This is a genomic window from Bacterioplanes sanyensis, from assembly GCF_014652515.1.
Taxonomy (GTDB): domain Bacteria; phylum Pseudomonadota; class Gammaproteobacteria; order Pseudomonadales; family Oceanobacteraceae; genus Bacterioplanes; species Bacterioplanes sanyensis.
In genome coordinates this window covers 1-1,593 of record NZ_BMYY01000029.1, presented here as the reverse complement: position 1 = coordinate 1,593, position 1,593 = coordinate 1, and the positions used below count along the sequence as shown (strand labels likewise).

Genomic DNA, 1,593 nt, shown 5'->3' with positions numbered 1-1,593 from the left:
TCGAGTTTGCAGAGTGCTGTGTTTTTAATAAACAGTCGCAGCCACCTGGTATCTTCGACCGGTCTCAGCTTACGGAGCAAGTCCTTCACCAAAACCGGCGCACCTTCTCCCGAAGTTACGGTGCCATTTTGCCTAGTTCCTTCACCCGAGTTCTCTCAAGCGCCTTGGTATTCTCTACCTACCCACCTGTGTCGGTTTAGAGTACGGTTTCTTTGTAGCTGAAGCTTAGAGGCTTTTCCTGGAAGCATGGCATCGACCACTTCGGACTCCGTAGAGTCACCGTCATCACGTCTCGGCATTAAGAACCCGGATTTACCTAAGTTCTCTGCCTACCAGCTTAAACACGGACAACCAACGCCGTGCTGGCCTAGCCTTCTCCGTCCCCCCATCGCACTACAAACAAGTACAGGAATATTAACCTGTTTCCCATCGACTACGCTTTTCAGCCTCGCCTTAGGGGCCGACTAACCCTGCCCCGATTAACGTTGGACAGGAACCCTTGGGTTTCCGGCGGGGATGTTTTTCACACCCCTTATCGTTACTCATGTCAGCATTCGCACTTCTGATACCTCCAGCCTGGTTCACACCTTGACCTTCAACGGCTTACAGAACGCTCCTCTACCATGCACAAAGTGCATCCGTAGCTTCGGTGTACAGTTTGAGCCCCGTTATATCTTCCGCGCAGGCCGACTCGACTAGTGAGCTATTACGCTTTCTTTAAAGGATGGCTGCTTCTAAGCCAACCTCCTAGCTGTTTTAGCCTTCCCACATCGTTTCCCACTTAACTGTAACTTTGGGACCTTAGCTGACGGTCTGGGTTGTTTCCCTTTCCACGACGGACGTTAGCACCCGCCGTGTGTCTCCCATGATTGATCTCTACGGTATTCGGAGTTTGCAAAGGGTTGGTAAGTCGGGATGACCCCCTAGCCTTAACAGTGCTCTACCCCCGTAGGATAAACATGAGGCACTACCTAAATAGTTTTCGAGGAGAACCAGCTATCTCCGGGCTTGATTAGCCTTTCACTCCGATCCACAAGTCATCCCCTGGCTTTTCAACGACAGTGGGTTCGGTCCTCCAGTTGATGTTACTCAACCTTCAACCTGCTCATGGATAGATCGCCCGGTTTCGGGTCTAATGCTAGCGACTGGACGCGCAGTTAACACTCGGTTTCCCTACGGCTCCGCTATAAGCTTAACCTTGCCACTAACATTAAGTCGCTGACCCATTATACAAAAGGTACGCAGTCACCGAACAAAGTCGGCTTCCACTGCTTGTACGTACACGGTTTCAGGATCTATTTCACTCCCCTCACAGGGGTTCTTTTCGCCTTTCCCTCACGGTACTGGTTCACTATCGGTCATCTGGGAGTATTTAGCCTTGGAGGATGGTCCCCCCATATTCAGTCAGGATAACACGTGTCCCGACCTACTCGATTTCACTGCAGATAAGATTTCGTATACGGGGCTATCACCCACTATGGCCGCACTTTCCAGAGCGTTCTACTATCTACAAAACAGCTTAAGGGCTGGTCCCCGTTCGCTCGCCGCTACTGAGGGAATCTCGGTTGATTTCTTTTCCTCGGGGTACTTAGA

At 51.0% G+C, this 1,593-nt stretch carries 1 rRNA gene; it reads right to left on the bottom strand.

The features are described 5' to 3' along the window. Window positions 1-1,593: ribosomal RNA gene (locus tag IE090_RS17715) — 23S ribosomal RNA — on the bottom strand; the annotation flags it as partial.